At 66.2% G+C, this 19,247-nt stretch carries 13 protein-coding genes; 3 read left to right on the top strand and 10 right to left on the bottom strand.

Translation table 11 applies throughout. From position 1 onward, the window contains the following. Positions 1-167: 167 nt before the first annotated feature. From ribD to XdyCFBP7245_RS11740, 5 genes are all read right to left on the bottom strand, one after another. Positions 168-1,262 (bottom strand): bifunctional diaminohydroxyphosphoribosylaminopyrimidine deaminase/5-amino-6-(5-phosphoribosylamino)uracil reductase RibD, encoded by a 1,095-nt coding sequence (ribD, locus tag XdyCFBP7245_RS11760; protein ID WP_104615812.1) that lies wholly within the window; start codon positions 1,260-1,262, stop codon positions 168-170. Continuing rightward, positions 1,259-1,735: a GNAT family N-acetyltransferase gene (locus tag XdyCFBP7245_RS11755; RefSeq protein WP_104615811.1), complete on the bottom strand. Its 477-nt coding sequence runs from the start codon at positions 1,733-1,735 to the stop codon at positions 1,259-1,261. The genes ribD and XdyCFBP7245_RS11755 overlap by 4 nt, the downstream gene beginning before the upstream one ends. Positions 1,736-1,739: 4 nt before the next feature. Then, on the bottom strand, positions 1,740-2,264 hold the full coding sequence (gene nrdR / locus XdyCFBP7245_RS11750; RefSeq protein WP_104615810.1) for a transcriptional regulator NrdR: 525 nt from the start codon (positions 2,262-2,264) through the stop codon (positions 1,740-1,742). Between the two features lie 144 nt (positions 2,265-2,408). After that, positions 2,409-3,662, bottom strand: coding sequence for a serine hydroxymethyltransferase (glyA, locus tag XdyCFBP7245_RS11745; protein WP_104615809.1), 1,254 nt, complete (start codon positions 3,660-3,662; stop codon positions 2,409-2,411). Between the two features lie 192 nt (positions 3,663-3,854). Continuing rightward, on the bottom strand, positions 3,855-4,361 hold the full coding sequence (locus tag XdyCFBP7245_RS11740) for an RcnB family protein (RefSeq protein WP_104615808.1): 507 nt from the start codon (positions 4,359-4,361) through the stop codon (positions 3,855-3,857). A 226-nt stretch (positions 4,362-4,587) separates the two neighbouring features. Here XdyCFBP7245_RS11740 and ettA point away from each other — a divergent pair, with 226 nt between their 5' ends. Further along, positions 4,588-6,249, top strand: coding sequence for an energy-dependent translational throttle protein EttA (gene ettA / locus XdyCFBP7245_RS11735; RefSeq protein WP_104615807.1), 1,662 nt, complete (start codon positions 4,588-4,590; stop codon positions 6,247-6,249). A 576-nt stretch (positions 6,250-6,825) separates the two neighbouring features. Here the strand turns inward: ettA and def are convergent. Beyond that, positions 6,826-7,341: a peptide deformylase gene (gene def, locus XdyCFBP7245_RS11730; protein WP_104615806.1), complete on the bottom strand. Its 516-nt coding sequence runs from the start codon at positions 7,339-7,341 to the stop codon at positions 6,826-6,828. A gap of 347 nt (positions 7,342-7,688) precedes the next feature. Continuing rightward, complete coding sequence (gene arsC / locus XdyCFBP7245_RS11725) at positions 7,689-8,111, bottom strand: arsenate reductase (glutaredoxin) (RefSeq protein ID WP_104615805.1); 423 nt, start codon at positions 8,109-8,111, stop codon at positions 7,689-7,691. A 726-nt stretch (positions 8,112-8,837) separates the two neighbouring features. On the opposite strand from arsC, the gene XdyCFBP7245_RS11720 reads away from it, so the two are divergent. Both XdyCFBP7245_RS11720 and XdyCFBP7245_RS11715 read left to right on the top strand, forming a co-directional pair. Continuing rightward, positions 8,838-9,248, top strand: a complete 411-nt coding sequence (locus XdyCFBP7245_RS11720; RefSeq protein WP_104615804.1) for a post-PEP-CTERM-1 domain-containing protein — start codon at positions 8,838-8,840, stop codon at positions 9,246-9,248. Then, positions 9,241-10,899 (top strand): PA domain-containing protein, encoded by a 1,659-nt coding sequence (locus XdyCFBP7245_RS11715; RefSeq protein WP_104615803.1) that lies wholly within the window; start codon positions 9,241-9,243, stop codon positions 10,897-10,899. The genes XdyCFBP7245_RS11720 and XdyCFBP7245_RS11715 overlap by 8 nt, the downstream gene beginning before the upstream one ends. A 356-nt stretch (positions 10,900-11,255) precedes the next feature. On the opposite strand, the gene XdyCFBP7245_RS11710 is transcribed toward XdyCFBP7245_RS11715, so the two are convergent. From XdyCFBP7245_RS11710 to bcsB, 3 genes are read right to left on the bottom strand one after another with little or no spacing between them, the layout of a single operon-like run. Then, complete coding sequence (locus XdyCFBP7245_RS11710; RefSeq protein ID WP_104615802.1) at positions 11,256-15,770, bottom strand: cellulose biosynthesis protein BcsC; 4,515 nt, start codon at positions 15,768-15,770, stop codon at positions 11,256-11,258. Beyond that, on the bottom strand, positions 15,752-16,933 hold the full coding sequence (gene bcsZ / locus XdyCFBP7245_RS11705; protein ID WP_104615801.1) for a cellulose synthase complex periplasmic endoglucanase BcsZ: 1,182 nt from the start codon (positions 16,931-16,933) through the stop codon (positions 15,752-15,754). Before bcsZ ends, XdyCFBP7245_RS11710 begins: the two co-directional genes overlap by 19 nt. Further along, positions 16,930-19,230, bottom strand: a complete 2,301-nt coding sequence (bcsB, locus tag XdyCFBP7245_RS11700; RefSeq protein WP_104615800.1) for a cellulose biosynthesis cyclic di-GMP-binding regulatory protein BcsB — start codon at positions 19,228-19,230, stop codon at positions 16,930-16,932. The genes bcsZ and bcsB overlap by 4 nt, the downstream gene beginning before the upstream one ends. Positions 19,231-19,247 lie beyond the last annotated feature (17 nt).

Below are 19,247 nucleotides of genomic sequence, written 5' to 3'. Positions count from 1 at the left end.
GTCGGTCGGTAGTGTCTAACCGTCACCTGCATCGCTGGTCACTTCGGACCCGCCCTGCCCCGGCAGGCGATGCATTCGGTAAGGTCACCCTCAGGCCTCAACGCTTACAGAACACGTGAGTTACAGAATCAGCAGCCTGCAACGTTCTCTTGTACCAAAGCCAGCGCTCATTCAACGGCACCAGGCAGATAGCGCAGCCGCAGGTCCTGGCCAAGTTGGCGCACATCGGCCAGATGCAGCGTGCGACGCTGCGCCATGGTGTCGATGCCAAGTCCGGCCAACAGCGGTCTGGCGGCATCGCCCAGCACCACCGGCGCCAGATAGAGCAATAGTTCGTCGACCAGACCGGCTTGCAGCAGCGCACCGCTCAGGATTGCACCAGCTTCGGCGTGCACTTCGTTGATACCGCGCTCGGCCAGCAGCGCCAATACCGATCCCAGATCGGAGCGACCGTCGTGCAGTGGCATCCCGACGAACTCGGCGTTGTGCAGCGACGGCGCTGGTGCAGCGTTGCCATGTAGATAGAGCGTCGGTGCATCGCCCTGACGAATGTTCCCGCATTCCAGGGTGCGCAAGCGCGCATCCAAGACGACCCGCAACGGCGGCTCAAAAGGTGTGTCATCGCCCAATCGCACGGTCATCGCCGGATCGTCGGCAAGCACCGTGCCGGCACCGGTCAGGATGGCACCGGCACGCGCGCGCCAGCGTTGCACGTCGGCACGTGCGTCTGCACCGGTGATCCACTTGGACTCGCCGCTGGCCAGCGCAGTGCGCCCATCCAGGCTGGCGCCCAGCTTGACCCGCAGCCACGGACGGCCACGCTCCACCCGCGCCAGAAATCCGCGATTGAGTTCGCGCGCCTGCGCCTGCAGCACGCCGCTGACCACCTCGATCCCCGCCTCGCGCAGCAGCGCGAAACCACCGCCGTTGACCTGCGGAAACGGGTCGGCCATCGCCGCGACCACGCGCGCCACGCCCGCCTCGATCAAGGCCAATGCGCACGGCGGCGTGCGCCCATAATGTGCGCACGGCTCCAACGTCACATACGCGGTCGCTGCGCGTGCACGCTCGCCGGCAGCGCGCAGCGCAAACACTTCGGCATGCGGGCCACCGGCACGTTGATGGAAGCCTTCGCCCACGCACACGCCATCGCGCACGATCACGCAGCCCACCATTGGATTGGGGCGCGTGGTGTAGGCACCACGTTCTGCCAGGCGCAGTGCCCGCGCCATCCAGCGGTGGTCGTCGGCCGTCACGTTCATTGCGTTGCTCCTTGCGGCGCGATGGCCATCACCACGATCTGCATCGGGCCTAATAACAGCTCGGCATGCGCGTGCCAGCCAAGCCGCTGATAAAACGGCACCAGCGCCGGTTGGCAGTACAGATACAGCAGCGGCACCTTCAATTGCGCAGCCGCCCGCACGCAGTGCGCCACCAGTGCTTCGCCGATGCCCTGCCCGCGCGCCTGCGGGTGCACGTACAACGATGCCAGCCAGGGCGACCATTGCCGGATGCGGCCATCGTCGTTCTCCAGCAGGCTGACCGAACCGAGCCAATGCGACTGATCGAGCGCAACCCAGGTGGTGGGAATCACGCCATCGCGGGTATGGCTGCGCAGTTCGCTCAACGCTTCGTCGATGTTCCAGTCCGGCAACAGACTGCCGAAGGCCTGCAGATGCGCCTGCGCGATGGCAGGCAAATGTTCTGGCGTGTCCGCTACGCAGGCGATGCGCATGCGCTCAGCGCTTGGCGGGTTTGCCGGCACGTTCCAGCGCCGCTTCCAGCAGCGGCAATTGCTCGCTGCCGACCGGGAGCTCGCGCTCGAGCTTTTCGATTTCTTCGCGGAAGTCGGCCACGTCCTGAAAACTACGATACACCGAGGCAAAGCGCACATAGCCCACATGGTCGAGTTTGCGCAGCTCGACCATCACATATTCGCCCACGCGCAGCGAGCCCACTTCGCGCTCGCCGGACATGCGCAGCTGATGCACCACCGCGCGCACCGCCGCTTCTATCTGTTCCTCGGACACGGGGCGTTTCTGCAGCGCGCGGTCGAAGCTGGTGCGCAGCTTGCGCGCATCGAACGCCTCGCGCCCGCCATCGCTCTTGACCACGGTGGGCAGTTTCAGTTCGATGGTTTCCAGCGTACTGAAACGCTCGCCGCACGCTTCGCACTCGCGGCGCCGACGAATCGTCGTACCGTCTTCGGACACCCGCGAATCGATCACGCGGGTGTCGTTGTGCTGGCAGAAGGGGCAGTGCATCAGCGGAGCCGGGACCGGGGACCCGGGACGCGGGACGCGGGGAAAAGCCAGGAGCGCCCGTTATCCAGTTGGACAGGCGCACGCGCAGACACGGGAAACATGGCTTTCCCGTGTCCCCAGTCCCCGGTCCCCGGTCCCGGCACCTCAGCCATACACCGGATACTTCTTGCACTGCGCAGTCACTGCGTCGCGCACCTTGGCCAGCACTGCTTCGTCGGCCGGTGCATCCAGCACGTCGGCGATCCAGTTGGCCAGGTCGATGCTGTCCTGCTCCTTGTAACCGCGCGTGGTGATGGCCGGGGTGCCCAGGCGCAGGCCCGAGGTCACGAACGGCGAGCGCGGGTCGTTGGGCACCGAGTTCTTGTTGACGGTGATGTGCGCCTTGCCGAGCGCGGCCTCTGCATCCTTGCCGGAGACATCGCGGCCGATCATATCCACCAGCATCAGATGATTTTCGGTGCCGCCGGAGACGATCTTGTAGCCGCGCGCGATCAGCGTGTTGGCCATGGCCTGGGCGTTCTTGACCACCTGCTGCTGGTAGGTCTTGAAGGCCGGCTCCAACGCTTCCTTGAACGCAACCGCCTTGGCCGCGATCACGTGCATCAACGGGCCACCCTGGATGCCGGGGAACACGATCGACTGCAGCTTCTTCTGCAGCTCTTCGCTGGCACCCTTGGCGACGATGATGCCGCCGCGCGGGCCGCGCAGGGTCTTGTGGGTGGTCGAGGTCACCACATGCGCGTGCTCCATCGGGCTGGGGTACACCCCGGCGGCGACCAGGCCGGCGACATGCGCCATATCCACGAAGAGATACGCACCGACGCTGTCGGCGATGGCGCGGAAGCGCGCCCAGTCGATCTTCTGCGAATACGCCGAGAAGCCGGCGATAACCATCTTCGGCTTGTGCTCGGTGGCCAGGCGCTGGACCTCGTCGTAATCAATCAGGCCCTGCTCGTCGACGCCGTACTGCACCGCGTTGAACAACTTGCCCGACGCGTTGACCTTGGCACCGTGGGTCAGGTGGCCACCATGGGCCAGACTCATGCCCAGGATGGTGTCGCCTGGCTGCAGCAGCGCCAGATAGACCGCCTGGTTGGCCTGCGAGCCGCTGTGCGGCTGCACGTTTGCATAGTCGGCGCCAAACACCTGCTTGATGCGGTCGATCGCCAGTTGCTCTGCAATGTCGACGAACTCGCAACCGCCGTAATAGCGCTTGCCCGGATAGCCCTCGGCGTACTTGTTGGTCAGCTGGCTGCCTTGGGCTTCCATCACCAGCGCGCTGCAGTAGTTCTCGCTGGCGATCAGTTCGACGTGATCCTCCTGGCGGCCGACTTCAGCGGCGATGGCCTTGGCCAGTTCGGGGTCGTAGGTTTCCAGTCGGGCGTCGCGCGAGAACATTCGAAACTCCGGGGCAGCTGCAGCCAGTAGGGCCGCCGATTGTAAGCCCCCGCCGCACGGGTGACCAATGGTGCTGCTGTTGCAGGCAATGCGCCCGGTCGGTCGGCGCGCGGAACAAACGACAAAGGCGCACCGACGTGCGCCTTTGTGTGATGACCGGCCCGATTGCTCGGCGAGCGCTCGGATGTCTGCTCAGTTGTTGAGAACCAGGTCGGCGATGACGCCGGTGGCGATGGCGACCAGCAGCAGATTGCCGGTGTTGTCGCGCTGCCAACGGTAGCCGTACGGCGGGCGACGCAGGTTGTAGCGGTCGTAGTCGTTCACAACATAGACGGGACCGTGGTAACGCTGGCCGCGGGACCAGTACGGGCGCGGCGGCGGGCCAGCGCGGTAGTAGGTGGGGCGATCGTAGACATAGACCCGGTTGCGGTCGTAGCGACGGTCCTGGTAGCGGGCATCGCGATAGCCCTCGCGGTAGCCGCTGCTGTAATAGCGGCGGTCGTCGCGACGGTCGTCGTGCCAGTCGCGGCGGTCGTTGCGCCAGTTGCCGTGATCGCGGCCGCGGTCGTGGCGATCATCGCGGTCGTGACCACCGCGATCGTGGCCGCGGCCCCAGTCGTCGGCAAACGCTGCCGGGGCCACGGAGCCCAGCGCCAGGATGGAAGAAAGCACAACAGTGACAATGCGTTTGCGGTTCATGACCAACTCCTGTTTGCGATGTCGCAATTTCATTAAGACGCTGCCTGCCTTAATGCATTCTTGCTGGAATCGATTACCAAAATGCCTATTCAGGTAATAGGTAGGCTGCCGTTTAGCTCCCTCCCCGCCCGGCGCGGCCCTGGGCACTTGCCCGTATAATCGGCGCAATCCCTTTTCCGCTGCCTCCGGCCTCGGCCGGCGGGCTGCCTGCGTCCACGGAGCCCCCATGTCGCAATATATCTACACCATGAACCGCGTCAGCAAGGTGGTCCCGCCCAAGCGGCAGATCATCAAGGACATCTCGCTGAGCTTTTTCCCGGGCGCTAAGATCGGCCTGCTGGGCCTGAACGGCGCGGGCAAGTCCACGGTGCTGAAGATCATGGCCGGCGTGGACACCGATTTCGAGGGCGAAGCCCGCCCGCAGGCCGGCATCAAGGTCGGTTATCTGGCCCAGGAACCGCAGCTCAACCCTGAGCACACCGTGCGCGAAGCGGTGGAAGAAGGCGTGGGCGATGTGCTGCAGGCCCAGGCCGCGCTGGATGCGGTGTATCTGGCCTACGCCGAAGAAGGCGCCGATTTCGACGCGCTGGCCAAGGAACAGGAACGCCTGGAGGCGATTCTGGCCGCCGGCGATGCGCACACCCTGGAAAACCAGCTGGACGTGGCCGCCGATGCGCTGCGCCTGCCGCCGTGGGAAGCCATCGTGGGCAAGCTGTCCGGTGGCGAAAAGCGCCGCGTGGCGCTGTGCCGCCTGCTGCTGCAGAAGCCGGACATGCTGCTGCTCGACGAACCGACCAACCACTTGGACGCCGAATCGGTGGAGTGGCTGGAACAGTTCCTGGCGCGCTACACCGGCACCGTGGTGGCGGTGACGCATGATCGCTACTTCCTGGACAACGCCGCCGAGTGGATCCTGGAACTGGACCGCGGCCGCGGCATTCCGTGGAAGGGCAACTACACCGACTGGCTGACCCAGAAGGACGAGCGCCTCAAGCAGGAAGACAACCAGGAAAAGTCACGCCAGAAGGCGATCCAGAAGGAACTGGAATGGTCGCGACAGAACGCCAAGGGCGGCCGCACCAAGGGCAAGGCGCGTCTGGCCCGCCTGGAAGAACTGCAGTCGGTGGATTACCAGCGCCGCAACGAGACCAACGAGATCTTCATCCCGCCGGGCGAGCGCCTGGGCAACTCGGTGATGGAGTTCAAGAACGTGTCCAAGAAGTTCGGCGACCGTCTGCTGATCGACAACCTGTCGATGATCGTGCCGCCCGGCGCCATCGTCGGCATCATCGGCCCCAACGGTGCCGGTAAGTCGACCCTGTTCAAGATGATCACCGGCCAGGAAAAGCCCGATTCCGGCGAAATCGTGGTCGGCCCCACCGTGCAGCTGTCCTACGTGGACCAGAGCCGCGATGCGCTGGAGGGCAACCACAACGTGTTCCAGGAAATCGCTGGCGGCCTGGATATCCTCAACATCAACGGGGTGGAGATCCAGTCGCGCGCCTACATCGGCCGCTTCAACTTCAAGGGCCAGGACCAGCAGAAGATGGTCGGGGCGCTCTCCGGTGGTGAGCGCGGCCGTCTGCACATGGCCAAGACGCTACTGCAGGGCGGCAACGTGCTGCTGCTCGACGAACCGTCCAACGATCTGGACATCGAAACGCTGCGTGCGCTGGAAGATGCGTTGCTGGAGTTCCCGGGCAACACCTTCGTGATTTCGCATGACCGCTGGTTCCTCGACCGTATCGCCACGCACATCCTGTCGTTCGAAGGCGACTCGCATGTGGAGTTCTTCCAGGGCAACTACCGCGAGTACGAAGAAGACAAGCGTCGCCGCATGGGCGATGACGCGGGCCCGAAGCGTCTGCGCTTCAAGGCGCTGAAGTAAGGGGTTTTACGTTTTCACGATCAGGGCGCCGCTAGGCGCCCTTTTTGTTTGTGGTGTTGGGGGCGGCGGGTGTGGATGTGTGGCGTGGCGTGTGGATACGGTATGCGGTATGCGGTATGCGGTATGCGGTATGCGTTAGTGCACGCAACGTTTGGGGGTTACGGCGCGTCCGGGCGATTGAAGGTGCGTTCGCTATGATTGGGGCATCACTGGTGGTCGAGGGCACGACGCGCTTGCCGCTTCCGGGACACGCAGTGAATCCGTCCGTGGCGGCTCGGTGGCGGTATCCATGCCGCCGCACGGTCCCGAAACCGGCAAGCGCATCGTGCCTGTCGCGTCGGTCTAGGACTGGTCGAATCGAGTTGCGCCGCGCGACCAAAGGCCGCGGTGCGCGATGAGTATCTGCGCACTACGTTGGCGAAGCATAGCGATGCATGCGCTACACAACGTGCGTTAGCCACAGAACTACGCCTGGTCAACGCTGAGCAGGCAGCGGGCGTTGCCGCGCGTCATACGCGCGATCACTTCGGTCCGGCAGCGCCTACGTAGGTGCCCGCGCACGAATGACCCAACGCGCTACAGATCGTAGGACAACACGTCTTCGAAGCCGAAGGTGTCGAAGTTTTCGATACGCGAGGGATACAGGCGACCAACCAGGTGGTCGTATTCGTGCTGCACGACGCGTGCGTGGAAGCCTTCGGCCTCGCGTTCGATCGGGCTGCCGTCGGGGGCGAAGCCGCGGTAACGGATGTGGCGGTAACGCGGGATCACCGCGCGCAGGCCGGGAATCGACAGGCACCCTTCCCAGCCGTTTTCCATCTCGTCCGACAGTGGCTCGATCTGCGCATTCGCCAAGGCCGTGCGCGGTACCATGGGCGCGTCCGGATACCGCTCGCTGACTTCGAAGCCGAACACCATCAGTTGCAGGTCCACCGCGATCTGCGGAGCGGCCAGACCGACGCCGCGCGCGTCGTCCATGGTCTCGAACATGTCGGTCACCAAGGCATGCAACTCGGCACTGCCCAGGTTGGTCACCGGTGGCGCCACGCGCAGCAGGCGCTTGTCGCCCATGCGGATAATTTCGCGAATCATATCGATGCTCCTCAAAAACACGACAGCGATTTTAGAACGGCCAACACACGCTAGCGAGCGGCTGCCGGGCGGAATGGGTGGCGCCAACCGGAATGTAGGAGTGATGCATAACGCTTCCTGGCACCGGCCGCGCCTGCCTTTGGTCAAACATGCCGTGGTTAAACGGTCGCCTTGTTGGTCGCTCTCAGCGCGGCAGACGCAGCGAGAGTAGCGGTGCAGACTGCCATGGCGCCAAGCCGCCAATCCGTCCGGCCTGGTGGTCGCGCAACCGTTTTATTGCTTGCTTTTAGCGCAGCAGTCGCAGAGTGCCTAGTGATGCAGTGCAGGACTGCGATCCGCTGCAGCGCTCAAGCGCCGATCCGCTGCCCGCTCTCGTCCAGCACGGCTTCGCCGTCTTCCTTGGCGAACGCACTGGTGGCTGGAGGCAACAGGTCGAGCACCTGCTCGGATGGACGGCACAGGCGCGTCCCCAGCGGCGTCTGCACGAACGGGCGATTGATCAGGATCGGGTGCGCAAGCATCGCGCTCAACAGTGCAGCGTCCTCCAGCGCGGGATTGTCGAGCCCAAGTTCCAGATACGGCGTGCCCTTCTGACGCATGGCATCGCGCACCGACAGACCGGCATCGGCAATCAGCGATTGCAACGTCTGCCGGCTGGGCGGGTGCTGCAGGTAGTCGACAATCTGCGGTTCGATGCCGACATGCCGAATCAGCGCCAGCGTGTTGCGCGACGTGCCGCAGGCGGGGTTGTGGTAGATGACGGCGTGCATGCGTGACCTGTTCGGTTCGATGGATGCGTGTGTCGCTGCGATCGTTGACGATCGTAGCGCTGTGCAGGACGCGCAGTGTACGAGTGGACGTGTCGAGCCCGCACACGCACGCCTGCGCTTTCATGCGGGCCTGTCTGCGTGCCCGCTTCGGCCTATCGCGGTGCTGGCTGTTGATTTCTGACTGCTGGTCGGTGGCTGCTGCTTGCCGCTCGCAGGCATTGGGTCGGCGGTGTCGACTGCGTCGTCGCGGCGAAATCCTGACCCACTCCCACGGAGCAGGAACGTACGGCGCGCGCGACTGACGCCGCTTGCCTTGGTACGTCCGCGCCACCCGCACGGCCGAGGCGAGGAGCGAGATGGAGCTGCGCGCGCAACCATCTTGGTGAAGCGAGGTCCAGGAGGCGCGGCCCGCCCCTGCCCCCTCCCGGCCGCTTTCTCCCTGGGAAACAGGGAGCTCGGCGATCTGCCGCACACCGTCGCCAGGGCGTCAGATTTCTGACCAAAACGTCCCAGGACCGCCACAGATTTCCGAAAAGCATCGTGACGCAAGCGCGAGGCTGACGTTTTCAGGACATCTATTCGCATTCAGCGCGCCAACTGTCAAAAGATTGACACAAATCACGGATTCATGTCTCAGTCATGAACAGACTGAAACGGAAGTATCTCCCGAACTCCGGTGTGTCGCACGGCGTTCTTTCTGCGGTTGGACCCAAGGAAATCCCAACGATGATGAGCTTTCGCAAGCCCGGATGGATGCTGTCCGGTGTGCTGTGTGTTGCCTGCCTGCCGGCTGCTGCGGGGGCGCAGGACGTCGCCGCCAGCTCCAAGGTCGGCATCGATCCCGTCACCGGCAAGCTGCGCCCGCTGACTGACGCCGAGAGTGCGGCGCTGGACCAGCAGGCCGGCTCCGCCGCCCGCAGTGCGGCGACCCGCACGACCGTGCCGCAGACCGAGGCGGCCGCACGCGCCACCGAGCGTCGCCTGCCCAACGGCACCGTGGCGCGCAAGTTGCCGGCCACGCAAATGAGCTCGCTGACCGCGACCCGCCAGGCCGACGGCCGCATCGTGATCGAGCACAGCGACGACGCAGACACCCAACCCGCCCACGCCGAGCACGGAGCGCTGCCGCATGAATAAGCCCTTGTTGCTGTTATCCCTGGCCGTGGGCGCGGCGCTGGCGCCGCTGCATGCATCCGCTGCCAACGTCACGCTGATCAATGGCGATGCCGGCACCGTGGTCGGGTTGAACGACCCCACCGCCGCCGCCCCATTGGGTGGCAATCCCGGGCGGTCGGTCGGCGAACAACGTCGCATCGCCTACCAATACGCCATGGACCTGTGGGGCGCGGTGCTGCAGAGCAACGTCGAAATCAAGGTGTATGCCTCGTTCGCACGGCTGACCTGCACCGCCACCGGCGGCACCCTGGGGCAGGCCGGCCCGAACTGGATCGTCAACAACTTCCCAGGCGCCAAGGCCAATACGCTGTATCCGTCCGCGCTGGGCGATGCGATCGCCGGGCAGGACCTGGTGCCCGATCCGGCCGATCCGGCCGACGTGTTTTCGCAGTTCAACGGCGATCTGGGCAAGGACGACTGCCTGGCCGGTTCGGGCTGGTATCTGGGCCTGGACGGCAAAACCCCGGAAGGCCAGATCAACTTCCTCAACGTGGTGATGCACGAGATCGGCCACGGGCTGGGCGCTGCGGGCTTCCTCAACAAGACCACCGGCGTGCTCGGTTCGGGCAGCGGCCTGACCGACGTCTACACCTCGCAGGCCTTCGATAACGTGCAGAACAAGCGGTTCGACGACCCGACCATGACTGATGCCTTGCGCGCCGAAGCGATGCGCACGCCCGGCCGCACGGTGTGGGCCGGCACGCGCGTCAACCGCGAGGCGGCGTTGATCCTGGACCCGCGTACGCTGCTGCAGGTCAGCGCGCCAGCCGCTGCGGCTGGAAAGTTCGAAGTAGGTTTTGCCAGCTTCGGGCCGTTGGCCAGCGCCGGCAACTTCCCGGCGCGCGCAGTGGTGACGGTCAATGACGGCGTTGCCGCCGCATCGGCCACCGATGGCTGCGAAACCCCGTTCGTCAATGCGGCCGAGGTGGCCGGCAAGGTGGCGCTGATCGACCGCGGCACCTGCGCCTTCGCCATCAAGGTCAAGAACGCCCAGCTCAACGGTGCGGTGGGCGTGATCGTGGCCAACAACGCCGCCGGCGTGCAGACCATGGGCAATGCCGCGCCGCCGATCACCGACATCACCATTCCGGCGATCATGGTGTCGCAGGCCGATGGCGCACGACTCAAGGGCGCCACTGCGGTGGTGGCCGGCCTGTACGAAGACCCGGACCTGCTGCAAGGCACCGACAGCGCCGGCCGCACACGGTTGTATGCGCCCAGCGTGGTGGCCGGGGGGTCGACGTTCTCGCACTTCGACACCGATCTGCAGCCCAACGCGTTGATGGAACCGTTCGATACGCCGGAAGTGCAGGCGCATCTGAACGTCGACCTGACCCCGGCGCTGTTTGCCGATATCGGTTGGACCGTGAACCGTGGCCTGACCCGGCTGGGCAACTGCAGCACGCTGGTGCCGACGGTGGAAACCGGCGGTCTGATCGTCGGTGCGAACCTGACCGCCGAGAGCAGCCTGTGCAAGACGCAAAATGCCGGTAACCGCTTCGGTTATCTGACCTGCATGAACGATCACATCCGCGAACTGGAAGACCAGGGTGCGATCAGTCGCCTGCAGCAGGCCGCCACGTTTATCTGCGCGACCAAGGTACGCCCGTAATCCAGGCGTAGACGATCAGATGTCATGCGAACGGCGCCGCGAGGCGCCGTTCGTTTATGCGTAATCAGCTGTGTACTGGATGCAGCAATGTGCGTCGATGCAGTGCGCGCCATCGCACCTCGACGTGGCGCAGAACGATGCACTGCGTCTGCGCAACGGCTACAGCCACTGGCCTCGTTAGGGAGGCTCTGCACAACGCGTCCGCGTGTTTTCGATCAACACCGTTGGCAATTTTCACTACGCGCAACTGCTAGATGTTCAGCAGGGAAGGCCGCCGCGTTTGAGCGACATCCCAGGCCTCGTCATGCCGCGCATTGTTCAGCCCTTCCTTCGCTCACACCACGCGTTGCCGTGCCTCACCGATCTGCGGCATACGGCGAGGTCAGCACCTGCGGGGCGCGGCCCAACGCGGCGCCCAGGCGATCCATCACAAAGCGCAGATAGAGATTGCTGCTGAACTGGTTGTAGTCGCGCGCATTGTTGAAGGTCATGCGCCCGCCCAGGAACAACTGCGGGGCCACCTGCCATTCGGCTGCGCCACTGAGGTTGTAGGACACGCCAGTGCGGCTTTCGCCGGCATACACCGGATCGGTGTAGCGGTCGACCAGGCCGAGCAGCGCCGCCAGCGATGCGGCATCGTAGGCCGCCTGTTGCAGGGTCGGGTCGGTGGGGAAATACGGCGTGGGGTCGGTCTTGAAATGCTGCACGCCGACGCTGGCATCGACCTTCCAGTTGACGCTCTGCCCGGCGCTGCGCCCGCTCCAATGCACCGGGAAACCGAGGTCCACATAGTCCTGCGGGCTGAAGTAACCGCCGTGGCCGTACGTAAATCCACTGAGGTTCTTGTCGTACTGCATGGCGGTCAGATTGACGCCGGCGGTCAGCGAGTGATGCTGGGTTTCCAACGCATGTACGTAGAAGCCCAGGTCGGCCTGGCGGTGGTCGTTGTCGGCCACGTTGTTACCGATCAAGCGGTGCGCGGCAAGGTTGGCATACCCACCGAGCAGGCCGTTGTCGGCGGTGGCCGAGAGCACGATGCCGTTGCTGGTGACACCGCCCCATTCGCGGCCGCTGCGCGCATCCTGCGCACCAGCGAACGACAGCACGCTGTCGGTGACCGCGCGCCGCGAGGCATCGGCCGACCAGCTCACCGTGTCGCCGATGTCGCCGCGATAGCCGACGCCACCGACGACGTTCTGCTCCTGGAACCCGATCGGCGTGCTGCCCACATCGGCGCTGAAACCACCATTGCGATAGCGCACGCCGACACCCACGCCGGTATCGTCCTGGCTGAGCCGGCGCGCACCGTTGCCGGTGGCGGCCATGCTGTTGAGCGTGGCGGCCAGCGAAGTGGGCGTCTGCTGCGCGGCAGCGGTGCTGCTGGCCAATGCCTGCAACGCGGCACCGTCGCCGGCGGCCAGCTGTTCGCTGATGGCGGTGTTGCTGAGGATGTCGCGCGCCAGCTGCGCGATCGGCGTGTTGGACGCGTTGACGCTGAGCAGATATGCCGGCAGCGGCTCGTTGGCCAGCGCGGCCAATGCCGCCGGCGTGCTGTTGTTGTTTTCGGTCAGCAGCTCGCCGAACAAGCCGGTATTCAAGGCATAACGGCGCAGGCGTTCGCGTGTGGCGACATTGTCGCCCTGGGTGGCGAGCAACTGATACACCGACGAGTTGGTCAGCGTGTCGATCGGGCTGCGGTCGGCGGCAAGCGCGTCGTTGACTGCCGTCTGCGGGCCGGCGCCGAAGCGGCTGGCGGTGGCGTAATCGGTGGTCAGCGTGCCGGCATCCACCACGGTGGGCGTCAGCGTGACGCCGAGCTTGCCTTCGCCCACCGCGAAATCGGCCTGTACCGGCATTTCGATGTCGTCCAGCCGGCCAAGGCCGTCCTCGCCATCGCGCGAACGATACAACGCGCCACCGGCGAGGTTGTCGCTGTTTTCCGATTGCACGGCGCGCAGTTCGTCGAGCACGCTGTTGCCGCTGCTGGGCGCGCGCGTTTCTTGCGCGGCAACGCTACGCGAAGGAGCCGTGCTGTCCTGCACGAACGCGGGAGCGCTGCGCGTGGGCAAGCGGGTGCGGCTGTTGGGCGCCGGCAACAACGAGGGTGCGGCGCTGGCGCTTACCGGCTGCGGCAGCGTATCGACCGGGTTGCCGGCGTAGGCATCGACGGCTGCGGCGGTGGCGAAGCGTGCAGTTGCCGGTTGGGTGGCGGCCGGCGAGTCGAGTGCGACATCGGCAAATGCGTTACCCGCCGGCATGCGCTCGGACAGCACCGCCGGCGAGCGCGGCATGGCGCCGGTCATGCCGGAGAACGGATTGAGCGGCCGGCCGGCCGAGGCGACTACCGCCGGGCCACGTGCGCCCGGCAGGCCGTTGTCGAGCTGACCGGCCTGGCGCTGCTGCGCGGCCAGCGATGCGCGGAAATACTGCTCGGCCTTGCGGTTCTTGCCTGCGCTGCGATACACGCGGCCGGCGGCGGCGAGCACGTCCGGCGATTCCGGCGCCTGCGCCAGCGCGCGCTGCAGATAACTCTCGGCGTTACGCAGATCCGATTGCGCGGCGGCGCTGTTAGCGGCAGCGGTGAGCATGTCCAGATCGTTGGGGTGGCGCTGCAGGATCTGCTGATAGATCGCCAGCGCCTGGCGCTGATCGCCGGCGGCGGCATACAGCCGTGCCAATGCCGCCTGGGCGTCGCGGTTGTCCGGTTGCTGGGCCAGGATCGGCGACAACGCGTCGTAGGCACCTTCCAGATTGCCGAGCTCGCGCAAGGCATCCACCTGGCGCAGCGTGTAGGCGCTGCGCAAGTTTTGATAGCGACGCAATTGTTCCGGCGTCATGGTGGTGGATTGCAGCTGGCGCAGCACCGCCGACAACTCGGCGTCCTGACGCGCACGCAGCAGCACGCCGGCATATTGCAGGCGGTCTTCGGTGCGCGGGTTGGCGCCGGTGACCAGCCGCTGCGCCAGCACCAGCGCGCGCGAGGCATTGCCGGCGTCGGCATGCGCGCCGGCCAGGGCAGCCAGCAATTGCGGATCGTCGAGCTGGTTGCCCAGCGCGGTTTCGGTACGTGCGAGCAACTGCTGCGCCTCGCCCACCCTGCCCTGCTCCACCAGCAGCCGCGCCTGACGCGCCTGCAGTTCGATCCAGGCGTTGATGCGCAGCTGGGTCATCTCCTGCGTGCGCGCTGCGGCAGGGATGCGATCCAGGCTGTCGTACGCGCCCTGCCAGTCGCCGCTTTCCTGCGCGAGCAAGGCGTTGGCATGCAGCGCTTCGGGTTGGTCGCCGTGCACGGCAAGCAGGCCATCCATGACGCTGCGCGCCTGATCGGGGCGGCCGGCCTGTTGGTACAGGCGGGCCAGATCCAGCCGAATCCAGGCATCGCCGGGGCGTTCGACCATGGCCGCTTCCAGCTCGGCCTGCGCGCTGACGGCATCGCCGGCCTCCAGCGATTGCCGCGCGCGGGCGCGCTGCACGTTGGAACGCAACAAGGCTTGCCCGCCGGATTTGGCGCGCTCGGCGGCCGGCAGGCGATTGAACAATTCGCTGGCTTCGGACATGCGGCCCTGACGGCTGTATAGCCCGACCAGACCCTGCAAGGCGCCGGCATTATCGGCATCGCGCGACAGCGCCTTGCGATAACTGGCTTCGGCCGCAACCGGGTCGCTGGCGCTTTGCAGACCGCCCAGCGCGACATGGCCGGCCGGCTCGTTGGGCAACAACTGCACCGACTGCTCCACCAGCTGGCGTGCCTGCGCGATGTCACCGCGTGCGCGTGCGGCCTCGGCCTGCTGCAGCTGTTGCCAGTAGCGCGCGCTGTCCAGCGCACCTTTCCATTTGCCATTGCTGGCAGCGGCCGGGCGCAGCAGTTCCTGCGCTTCGGCAAAGCGTTGCTGACGCAGCCGCACCGAGCCCAGGCCGCCTAATGCGTCCGGGTCGCGCGCACGGGCGCGCAGTACCTGTGTGAAGCGCTGTTCGGCCGCGCTCAGAGTGCCGGCATTGAGCGCGCGAAAGCCCTCGGCCAGCGCGATGCCGTTGGGATCGGCGGGCGCAGCGGCAGCGGCCGTGCGTTGTTCGCGCAATTGAGCGAGTTTGGCGGTCACTTCCGCATCGGCGGGGGTACCGGCCAGAAATGCCTGATACAGCGGTGCATCGGCGGTGCTGGCGTTGAGCCACAGCAGCGCCTGGCGCCAGCTGGTGCGCGCCGGGCCGCCCACATCGGCGCGTTGGGCCAGCGTGCGCAATTGCGCGATGCCTTCGCGACGGGTGGGTTCGCGATAGCTCAACACCTGGGCCAGCGCCAGCTGCACGGACGGGTTGGCCGGGTCGCTGGCCTGCAGCGTGCGCAGACCATCGCGCGCACGCTCCCAACCGGTCGGCGTGCCGGCCAGCGATTGGTAGTACTCCAGCGCAAGCGTCGGCGGCGGCGCCTTGCCGGCAAACACGGCCTCGTAGCTGCGCGCAGCTTCCACATAACGCCCGGCCGCGGCGGAGCGGCGTGCGTTGCGCAGGTTGGGATCTTCGCCGGCAGTGGCGCTGCCGCGCGCACCGATCGCCACGCGCAGGCGCTGCGCCTGCGGCGATTGCGGATGTGCGGCTTCGAGCTGCTGCAGACGCTTGCGCGCCTCCGACTGACGGCCCTGCGCCAGATCGATCTGCGCCAGGCCAAGCAAGGCGTCGGGCTGGTCCGGGTCGATGCCGAGCAGCTTTTTCCAGGTGTCGGCGGCCAGATCGTCGCGTCCCTGGTCGTGCCAGTAGTTGCCCTGCCCGACCAGTTGCTGGGTCGCGCTGGTCTGCGCGTGCACCGGTGAGACGAGCAGGCACAGGTCGATCATGCCGGCGAGGTAGAGCGGGGTCAGGTTTTTGCGGAGCATGCAGGCGTTCTCCAGGCGGGCAGCAGGCGCCCGTCTGCGGCAAAGCGGTAGCGGTTCTCAAGCCAGCCCTGTCCGAACAGGGCCAGCGTGCGTTCGAAATACGGCAGCGCGGCGGCGGCCGGTGTGGCGGCGAGTGGAATCCGCTGCGCCTGCGCCTTGAGCAGCGCGGGCTGCCGCAGCGCGCTCAGGTACGGCAACAACGCGGCGGAAAAGCCCACCGGCACGGCGCCGGTGCCCACGCCGCGCGCGGTGTCGATCTTTTCGGCAAAGCCGGTGCCCGCGGCGAGCAGGTCGGACGGGCCGGACAAATCCTGCAGCAACTTGGCGCGCAGCGGCTCGCCGGCGTCCAGCATGCCGGCCCACAGATACACGCGGATGGCATCGTAACTGCCGAGATTGCCGCGCTTTGGATCGGCGCCGAAGGCCTTGCCGTCCCACAGCGTCCAATCCGGCGCAAAGCCGACCGGCGCACTGTCGTGCAGCACGCGCGCGGCGTTGGCGGCGATCGCCGCCCACGGCCCCTTAGGGTCGGCGTTGGCACAGCGGCGCAACACCTGGATCGGCAGATAACTGGGGTTGAGCGTCCAGCGCCCGGGTTCGACAAAGCCGCTGCGGCCGGGCAACAACATCGGCCCCAGGCCGGGCAGCGCCGCCACTTCCTGGGTGCGCATCAGTTGCAGGATCTGCTGGCCGGCCTTGCCGTAACCGGGACGGTTCCACAGCCGGCCGGCTTCCAGCAAGGCGTAGGCGATCCACAACTCGCCATCGCTGGCGGTATTGGCATCGAGCACGCGCCACTCGCCGCTGCCATCGCGGCCCCACAACCAGGCCGGCAAATTGAGATCCGGGCGGCCGCCGCACAGGTTGTGCCTGGTCCAGCCCAGCACCTTGTCGAACAGCACCTGGTCGTTGGCCACCAGCGCGAAAAACAGCGCGTACGACTGGCCTTCGGAGGTGGAGCGTTGATCGGCGTTGAGGAAGTCCACCACCCGGCCATCGGGCTGGATGTGCTTGGACACGAACGCGTTCCACAGTGGCCAGGCGCCGCACTGTGCCGGCGCTGCCGTCGCACCGGCCGGCAACAGCGCGGCCAGCGATGCCAGTGCGCCTGCGCGCAGCAGGCGGCGGCGCGTCATGCCATTGCCGCGCGCGCGCGCGTTCATGCGCCGTGGCCGTCGTTGAGGCGCTCGGCGGTGTGCCGGCGTAACAGCACGCGCGCGGCCAGGGCCAGCAGCAATGCCAGCAGCACCACGGTCAGGGCCAGCCACACCGGGTGATGCGAGAAGTACCAGCGCAGCCAGGTCGGCAGCGGCAAGTGGCCCACGTAATAGGTCTGGTTACCGACCAGGCTGGTGACCTTCTTCTGCTGCAGCAACACCACGCTGCCCTGGAAATCCTTGAGCAAGGCCGGGTCGAACCAGGCATTGAACAGGCGATTCATGTTGGCCGGGTCTTCGGTCTGAAACGCGACCACGCTGCGGCCGGATTTCAACGGCGATTCGAAGCCCATCAGCAGCACGTCGTCGGGCTGCGGCTGCAACGCGATGTCGGTGGTGGTCGGCAGGTCGGTACGGCGCGCGTCGAAAGACAGGAAGCCGGGAAGTTTTTCGAACAGCCAATCGGTCAGACCGATGCGGCGGCTCTGCCCGTCCTGGGCCACCGGCAGCTGCGCGCGCCACTGCTTGAACAGCGGTTGCGACTCGGCGCTGCCCAGCAGCAACAGATCGCGATCGGCGTGTTGCTGCACCGCGCTGGCGGCGATGATCTGCGCATGCAACGCCGGGTAGCCGGTGGACGCACCGAACCGGCCGAGCAAGGTCAGCACATTGCCCAGATCCTGGTCGCCTGGATTATTGGGCAGCACGATCGCCGATTCGGACAGATCGGCCAGCCGCGTGAACGGGTAGCCGGCATTGGCGAACGCAGCCAGATTCGGCATCGCCATGTAGTGGTCGAAACCGCTCAGGTCGATGGTGGAATCGGCATCGATGGCGCCGGACACATCCGGGAAGGTGTTCTTGCAAGCCTCGCCTTGCGGGCGATCGAAAAAGAAGTGGAAGCGCAGCTGGCTATTGGCCGAAAACGCGCCCACCGGCAGTTTCAGATCCTGATGCACCGGCATGCTGCCGCGCGTGCCCAGGCTGTTCCACCAGCGCATCGGCGTGGACTCGGCGAACGGGCGGCCGGTCAGCGGCAAGGTGGTCACGAACGATTCGTTGATGCTGACGTTGAGCGCGGACTTGTTGTCCTCTTCCGGCAGCGTATAGCGGTATTTCAGCGCCACCGGAATGCCGTCGCGCTCCCACACGAACAGGTCCGGCGGCAGTTGCAGACCGACCCGGATCAGGTCCGGGTGATAACCGGTGACGTTGAGCGCGCCGGCCTGGGTGACCAGGTCGCCGAAACGCACCGGATGCTCGCTGGAAATCCATTTGGGCGCGTCGTACGGCCGACGCGGCGTCGGCGCGGACATCTCGCCGATCCGCGCCACCGCACCGGTCAGCGGCGCGCGCAGCGCCAGCGCGGTGGCCGCGCGTTGCAGATCTTCGGTGTTGCGGCCGAGCACCAGCAGCAGCTTGCCGTTGGGATCGGTCGGGTTGACCACCACCGCAACCGTCGGCCCGCGGATATCGGCCACGCCGCTGTCGGCAGTGGCGAACTGCGCAGGCAAGGTAGTGGGCGTGGCGAACACCACGGCATTGCCGGTCGCCGGCAAGCTGCTGGTCGAGGCAGGGAACACCGCGCCGCGATAGCCGGCCAGGGTGCCGAACCACGACGCCACCGTGCCGGCCGCCTGCAACGTGGCCATGTCCGGCTGCTGCGGGAAATAGAACGGCAGCTCCAGCCGCCGCGTATCGCGCACATCGAAAAACGGCACCGGAAGCAGCGCCAGGTTATTGGCCAGCGCCAGCGGCGTGGTGGTCAACGACAGGCTGGTGGCCGCATCCACATTCGCCCACAGGCTGCTGTGGTCAGGGTCTTCGCACTCGCGCGTGTAATGTCCGATGAGTTGCAGGTTGAGCTGGTTGTAGTCGGTGATCAGCCGCGGGTCGACCGGCAGATCGGCCGACAACAACTTGCCGGCGTTGGCTTTGTCGGTGGGCAAGGTCGCAACGGTCACGCCGTTGATGGTGACTTTGACGTGCGACAGGTCCGGCAGCAGCGACGGCGAGTAGCTGTATTTCAGATTGAGCGTGGCAGCGGTGACGATCTCGTCGCTGCGCACACTGAAGGGCACGCCGGCACTGCCCTGCACGCCGCGCAAGGTGATTTCGTAATCGATCCCCAGATCGCGCAGCGTGGCCACGCGCGCACTGCCAGCCGGCAGCGGTGCGGGCGTGGCAGGTGCCATCGCGGTTGCAGCGGCGTCGGCAGGCGCGGCGGGCGCGGTCTGTTGCGCCTGCGCCAGACCGGCCAGAAGCGTGAGCGCGCAGGTCAACACGGCCGGGGACATTCGCATCAGTTGCTTCTTGGCAG

The sequence above is a fragment of the Xanthomonas dyei genome (assembly GCF_002939865.1).
GTDB classification, from domain to species: Bacteria; Pseudomonadota; Gammaproteobacteria; order Xanthomonadales; family Xanthomonadaceae; genus Xanthomonas; species Xanthomonas dyei.
The sequence above is the reverse complement of the archived record's forward strand: the minus strand, read 5'-3'. Positions and strand labels throughout refer to the sequence as shown.

Coding starts and splice junctions, on each gene's coding strand:
- XdyCFBP7245_RS11755 (WP_104615811.1), bottom strand. CDS start 1,735: ATGCGCATCGCCTGCGTAGCGGACACGCCAGAACATTTGCCTGCCATC.
- bcsB (WP_104615800.1), bottom strand. CDS start 19,230: ATGCGAATGTCCCCGGCCGTGTTGACCTGCGCGCTCACGCTTCTGGCC.
- XdyCFBP7245_RS11740 (WP_104615808.1), bottom strand. CDS start 4,361: ATGAACCGCAAACGCATTGTCACTGTTGTGCTTTCTTCCATCCTGGCG.
- XdyCFBP7245_RS11720 (WP_104615804.1), top strand. CDS start 8,838: ATGATGAGCTTTCGCAAGCCCGGATGGATGCTGTCCGGTGTGCTGTGT.
- arsC (WP_104615805.1), bottom strand. CDS start 8,111: ATGCACGCCGTCATCTACCACAACCCCGCCTGCGGCACGTCGCGCAAC.
- ettA (WP_104615807.1), top strand. CDS start 4,588: ATGTCGCAATATATCTACACCATGAACCGCGTCAGCAAGGTGGTCCCG.
- glyA (WP_104615809.1), bottom strand. CDS start 3,662: ATGTTCTCGCGCGACGCCCGACTGGAAACCTACGACCCCGAACTGGCC.
- bcsZ (WP_104615801.1), bottom strand. CDS start 16,933: ATGAACGCGCGCGCGCGCGGCAATGGCATGACGCGCCGCCGCCTGCTG.
- XdyCFBP7245_RS11715 (WP_104615803.1), top strand. CDS start 9,241: ATGAATAAGCCCTTGTTGCTGTTATCCCTGGCCGTGGGCGCGGCGCTG.
- ribD (WP_104615812.1), bottom strand. CDS start 1,262: ATGAACGTGACGGCCGACGACCACCGCTGGATGGCGCGGGCACTGCGC.
- XdyCFBP7245_RS11710 (WP_104615802.1), bottom strand. CDS start 15,770: ATGCTCCGCAAAAACCTGACCCCGCTCTACCTCGCCGGCATGATCGAC.
- def (WP_104615806.1), bottom strand. CDS start 7,341: ATGATTCGCGAAATTATCCGCATGGGCGACAAGCGCCTGCTGCGCGTG.
- nrdR (WP_104615810.1), bottom strand. CDS start 2,264: ATGCACTGCCCCTTCTGCCAGCACAACGACACCCGCGTGATCGATTCG.